Origin of the sequence: Streptomyces plumbidurans, assembly GCF_019857225.1 — a bacterium.
GTDB classification, from domain to species: domain Bacteria; phylum Actinomycetota; class Actinomycetes; order Streptomycetales; family Streptomycetaceae; genus Streptomyces; species Streptomyces plumbidurans.
Map to the genome: position 1 here is coordinate 1 of NZ_JAFJSY010000148.1, position 5,204 is coordinate 5,204.

Annotated in this window: 6 protein-coding genes; 2 read left to right on the forward strand and 4 right to left on the reverse strand. The window is 71.8% G+C overall.

All coding sequences use genetic code 11. The features are described 5' to 3' along the window. The coding region (locus tag JYK17_RS39925) for an alcohol dehydrogenase catalytic domain-containing protein (protein WP_222812300.1) at positions 1-533 on the reverse strand (533 nt) is incomplete at its 3' end. Positions 534-718: 185 nt separating this feature from the next. On the opposite strand from JYK17_RS39925, the gene JYK17_RS39930 reads away from it, so the two are divergent. Continuing rightward, the gene (locus tag JYK17_RS39930; protein ID WP_128801056.1) at positions 719-2,473 is read left to right on the forward strand and encodes an ABC transporter ATP-binding protein; all 1,755 of its coding nucleotides are present in this window, start codon (positions 719-721) and stop codon (positions 2,471-2,473) included. A 139-nt stretch (positions 2,474-2,612) separates the two neighbouring features. On the opposite strand, the gene JYK17_RS39935 is transcribed toward JYK17_RS39930, so the two are convergent. Beyond that, positions 2,613-2,900, reverse strand: a complete 288-nt coding sequence (locus JYK17_RS39935) for a hypothetical protein (RefSeq protein WP_108015931.1) — start codon at positions 2,898-2,900, stop codon at positions 2,613-2,615. 172 nt (positions 2,901-3,072) lie between these two features. On the opposite strand from JYK17_RS39935, the gene JYK17_RS39940 reads away from it, so the two are divergent. After that, a complete protein-coding gene (locus JYK17_RS39940; RefSeq protein WP_108015932.1) occupies positions 3,073-3,438 on the forward strand; it encodes a nuclear transport factor 2 family protein in 366 nt (121 codons plus the stop codon). A 79-nt stretch (positions 3,439-3,517) separates the two neighbouring features. On the opposite strand, the gene JYK17_RS39945 is transcribed toward JYK17_RS39940, so the two are convergent. Together JYK17_RS39945 and JYK17_RS39950 are read right to left on the reverse strand one after the other, a co-directional pair. Beyond that, the gene (locus JYK17_RS39945; RefSeq protein ID WP_222812301.1) at positions 3,518-4,498 is read right to left on the reverse strand and encodes a CU044_5270 family protein; all 981 of its coding nucleotides are present in this window, start codon (positions 4,496-4,498) and stop codon (positions 3,518-3,520) included. After that, a complete protein-coding gene (locus JYK17_RS39950) occupies positions 4,491-5,039 on the reverse strand; it encodes an RNA polymerase sigma factor (protein WP_108015934.1) in 549 nt (182 codons plus the stop codon). The genes JYK17_RS39945 and JYK17_RS39950 overlap by 8 nt, the downstream gene beginning before the upstream one ends. Positions 5,040-5,204 lie beyond the last annotated feature (165 nt).

Sequence of the window (5,204 nt, forward strand, 5' to 3'; positions counted from 1 at the left end):
CCGACACCGCCGGTGTTGATCGCCGCACCGATGCCCGCCATCACGCCACAGCCCAGCAGCCCGGCCACCTGTGCCGACACGGCCGGGTCGACCTTGGTGCACTGCCCGGCGGCGACGAGGGTCTTCTCGGCGAACGCGCCGATGCCCAGCGCGGGCGACAACTCGGTGCCGTCGGTCAGGGTCATCCTCTGCTTGGCGTTGTGGGTGTTGAAGCAGTACCAGGGGCGGCCGCGCAGACAGGCCCGGCAATTGCCGCACACGGCACGCCAGTTGAGGATCACGAAGTCGCCGGGGGCCACATCGGTGACGTCGTCGCCGACCGACTCCACCACGCCCGCCGCCTCATGGCCCAGCAGGAAGGGGAAGTCGTCGCTGATCCCGCCCTGCTTGTAGTGCAGGTCGGTGTGGCAGACGCCGCAGGCCTGGATGCGCACCACCGCCTCCCCCGGCCCCGGATCGGGCACGACGATCGTCTCCACCCGCACCGGCTCGTCCTTGCCCGGTGCGATCACGCCGCGAACTTCCTGCGCCATGGTCCTGAACCCTTTCGTGTGCGGGTGTCCGTCCCTTCGACCCTACGCGTGACTGATCAGTAACGGGCGCTGCTCCCGCGACGCGGCGCACAGCCGACCGCCCTGCCGCGGACGGGTCGTCGGCCGCGCTTCCGGGGTGGATGCAGACGTAGCCTGAAGGCTCCGCACGACTCCCGAGGAGCGCCGTGAGCATCGCCGTCACCGAGTCCCGTCCGCCCGCCTGGCGGCTGCTTCTCGCCTATGTACGACCGCATCGGTGGACCCTGCTGGCGGGCGCGGTGCTGTCGCTGCTCACGGGGGCCGCCGGGCTGCTGCTGCCGCTGGTGGCAAGGGAGTTGATCGAGAACCTCTCGCACGACCGGGCCATCACCGGCGCGCTGCTGGTCATGTCGGCGCTGGTGGTCGCCAACGCGGCGCTGGGTGCGCTCGGTTCGTACGTGCTGCGGCGCACCGCCGAGTCGGTGGTGCTCGGCGCGCGGCGGGCCCTGTCGTCGTATCTGCTGAGGCTGCGGATCACCGCGGTCGACCGCAGCGAGCCGGGCGATCTGATGGCCCGGATCACCTCGGACACCACGCTGCTGCGGGAGGTCACCACCGACTCGCTGGTCGGGCTGGGCACGGGCGGGCTGACGCTCGTCGCGACGGTCGTGATGATGGGCCTGGTCGATCCGGTGCTGCTGCTCGTCACGCTGGCCGTGATCCTCGGTGCGGGCACGGTGCTCGGTGTGATCGTGCCGCGCATCAACCGGGCGAGCCGGCAGGCGCAGGACGCGGTCGGCGTCATGGGAGCCTCGCTGGAGCGGATACTCGGCGCGCTGCGCACGGTGAAGGCGTCGGGCGCCGAGGACCGGGAGGAGCGGACGCTGCACGAGGCGGCCGAGGAGTCGTGGCGGCAGAGCGTGCGGGCCGCCAAGTGGTCGGCTGCCGCGGGCAATACGGCCGGTCTGGCGATGCAGATCGCCTTCATCACGGTACTCGCGGTGGGCGGGGCGCGGGTGGCGACCGGTGCCATCGAGGTCGGCACCCTGGTCGCGTTCCTGCTCTACGTCTTCTACCTCATGTCGCCGATCCAGCAGGTGGTCGGCGCGATCACCCAGTACCAGACGGGCTCGGCCGCGCTCGCCCGGATCCAGGAGGCGCTGAGCCTGCCGTCCGAACCGGTCGCCGGACCCGCCCGACTGCCCTCCCCCGGCGCCGAGCCGGCCGCGCTCACCTTCGAGGAGGTCCGCTTCCGCTACGGCGACGATCTGCCCTACGTCCATCACGGCGTCACGTTCGCCGTGCCGCCCCGCGGCATGACGGCGTTCGTCGGCCCCTCCGGCGCGGGCAAGACCACGGTGTTCTCGCTCATCGAGCGGTTCTACGACCCCGGCTCCGGCGTCATCACCCTCGACGGCCGCGATCTGCAGGACTGGGAGCTGCCCCAACTCCGTTCCGCGATCGGCTATGTGGAGCAGGACGCGCCGGTGCTGTCGGGGTCGCTGCGGGACAATCTGCTGCTGGGCAACCCGGACGCCGACGAGGAAGCGCTCACGCGCGTGGTGAAGACGACCCGCCTCGACGGGCTGGTGGCCCGGCTGCCCGCCGGGCTCGACACGCTGGTGGGGCACCGCGGCACCCGGCTGTCGGGCGGCGAGCGCCAGCGGGTCGCCATCGCCCGCGCGCTGCTGCGCCGGCCGCGTCTGCTGCTGCTCGACGAGGCCACGTCGCAGCTGGACGCGGTCAACGAGGCGGCGCTGCGGGACACCGTCACGGACGTCGCCCGGACGACCACGGTCCTCGTCGTCGCGCACCGGTTGTCCACGGTGACGACGGCGGACCGGATCGTGGTCATGGACGCGGGGCGGGTGCGCGCGGTGGGCACCCATCGGGAACTGGTCGCCGCCGATCCGCTCTACGCCGAGCTCGCGGCGACGCAGTTCCTGGCGACGGCCGACTGAGGGCGCCCGCAGGAGGATTCCGTACGGCGACGGGCCCCTCGCGGTCCGCGGCGCGCCGCGATCGGGACTGGGGAAACGCCGAGGGCCGCCCGGTGTTCCGGGCGGCCCTCGGCGGGTTGCGCGACGCGACGCCGTTCGGCTAGACGGCGCCCGGCAGTGCGGTGCCGACGGCTCCCATCTGGGCGACCTGGTCCAGCTGGTGGAGGTTGTTCAGGCGGTCGAGCTGCTCGGAGGGGCGCGGCATCTCGGCCTGGCGGTCGGCCGGGACGCCGGTCGTGGCGAGCGAGTCGACCAGGGTGAGCGGGTTCAGCTCGCTGCCGTCCCGGTTCGAGATGGCCGAGTCGGAGGCGCTGGCCATCGGCGCGGCCAGGGCGGTGATGCCCGCGGCGAGACCAACGGCAGCGACGATGCGTCGTGTTGAGATCATGCTTCCCACAACGTCACCACACCTGCGGCGGTCACGGGCACGGTGCGTCACTCACCCGTCAGGGGCAGCGTTCCGGTTGCGCTTGCCGAGCCCGGCGAGGCGGAGGAGCCTCGAAGGTGAGGCCCTTCGCGGCCCGCGTCTCATCGGGTCGCGGCCTTCGGAGGAGGTCACCATGGGCACCACCGCAACCCCCGTCTTCAGTGCCGATACGCTGCAACGGGGCGTCGAAGGACACAGGGCGGCAGACCTGCTGTCGCTCTACGCGGACGACGCGCAGATACGCATCGTGGACCGCAACACCCAGCCCAGCAAGCCCAGGATCCTGCGCGGTCGCGAGGAGATCGGGGCGCTGCTGGAGGACGTCTTCAGCCGTGACATGACGCACAAGGTGGACCAGTGCGTCATCGAGGGCGATCACGCCGCGTACAGCCAGTCGTGCCGGTACTCGGACGGGACATGCGTCCAGACCGAGTCGATGGTCACGCTGCGCGACGGCAAGATCACCGATGAGCTTCTGATCCAGGTATGGGACGAGTAGGAGGCACAACCGCGAAGGTCCAGGTCACATCTCGGTTGACCTGGACCTTTTCAGCGCGTGTGGGGTTGGGGCGGGGTGATCAGCGCATCCAGGCGCTGTAGTCCATGACGTCGCCGGCCTTGACCCCGTACTGGGGATCGGCCTTCGTGAAGACGGTCTCCAGGCCGAGGACCTGCCCGGTGGACGGCGACATGATCAGCAGTCGGCGGGTGCCCGCGCTCCGGTACTCGTACGCCGCTCCGCTGCGCCCGAGCCGGTCCGTCACTCGGCCTACCGGGCGCAGCCCGGCGGTGTTCGCGAGGATCCGGGCGAGGGCCGCGGACTCGCGGGCGCCGAGGGTCCAGTGGTCGAGCAACTCGTCGATCGTGTCCAGGAGTTCGGGGGTGGTGAGAGGGGTTCGGGTGTACGCGGCCTCCTGGAGGTAGGCGCGCAGCCGGGCCGCGTCGTGCGGGGGCGTCGACTCGGGCGGGGCGTCGCTCCAGCTCGGTGGATAGCTGTGCCGGGTCAGGACGTGGCCGTCCTCGACCAGGTGCGGGGCGCCTCCGTCGTCGCGCAGGACCGGGCGGCCCGGGTGCCGGGGGTCGGTCGCCACGACGAGTTCGGTGTGGCTGCCGTCCGCCTTCCAGCGCACGACGCGTTCCTCCGGGAGCGTCACCGGGGGCTTGTCGTCGCTCATGCCCATGCTCCAGGACTGCACATGGGTGCCCTTGCGCAGCTTCGGCGCCCCCTGCGCCTGCGTCGCCGCCTGTCGTGCGGCGCGTTCCGCCAGTTCGGTCAGGGACACGGGGGTCGCGTCGGCCCGAATGGTCAGGGGGCGGGGTGCGGCGACCGCGGGCGTGGTGCCCGGGCCGCTGAGCAGCAGCGTCAGTACGGTCACGACGGCTGCCGTACCGGCCGCGAGGCTCCAGACGAGTCGGGGGCGGCGGCGGACGGCGGGCCGTTCGTTCAGCAGAGCGGCGAGACGACGTTCGGCGTTGTGGTCCAGCGGTCCGTCGCCGTAGTGGGGGCCGTGGGCCGGCACCGGGTCGGCGCGGCGCAGCAGTTCGAGTTCGTCAGCCATGACCGTGCTCCTTGGTGGCTGTCGGACCGGTGGTGAGTGCGGGGCGCAGTCGGTCTATCTCGGCTCTGAGCCGGCGCCGGGCGCGGTGCAGCCGCATCGAGGCGGCCCTGCTGCCGCAGCCGAGGGCTACGGCGACCTCGTCGATGCCGAGTTCCTCCCAGGCCGTAAGACGCAGCACCTCCTGGTCGGCCTCGGAGAGACGGGCCAGCGCCTCGTGCACCCAGGCGCCCGGGGCCTCCGCGTCGGGGCTGTCCACGATCTGCCGGCCGTGCGCGGTCTCGTCGTTGCCGAGCCGGTGCACCAGCCGACGCCTGCGCCCGTGGCCGCGTACCGCGTTCGCCAGACAGTTGCGTGCCACGCCGTACAGCCAGGGCAGCGGCGACTCCGGCAGGTCGGCGCGGCGTCGCCAGGCGACCGTGAACACCTCCGCCACCACTTCCTCCACCTCGCCGGCCCGCCCGTCCAGTCGCCGCGCGACATAGCGGCTGACCGCCCAGTAGTGCTCGCGATAGGCAGCGGCGAAGATCTCGTCGTTGCTCATGTTCCGTTCGTGTCCGGCACTGCCCGGATCGTCACACCCGCTTCCGTGATTCTCGTCGCGTCCTGCGAGTGTGACCGGTGTGCCGGGCCCGGACACAGGCGGGGTATGAGGCACCTGAAGTGGTTGACGACCACTGACCACAAGACGATCGGGACGCTGTATCTC

Coding starts and splice junctions, on each gene's coding strand:
- JYK17_RS39935 (WP_108015931.1), bottom strand. CDS start 2,900: ATGATCTCAACACGACGCATCGTCGCTGCCGTTGGTCTCGCCGCGGGC.
- JYK17_RS39940 (WP_108015932.1), top strand. CDS start 3,073: ATGGGCACCACCGCAACCCCCGTCTTCAGTGCCGATACGCTGCAACGG.
- JYK17_RS39945 (WP_222812301.1), bottom strand. CDS start 4,498: ATGGCTGACGAACTCGAACTGCTGCGCCGCGCCGACCCGGTGCCGGCC.
- JYK17_RS39950 (WP_108015934.1), bottom strand. CDS start 5,039: ATGAGCAACGACGAGATCTTCGCCGCTGCCTATCGCGAGCACTACTGG.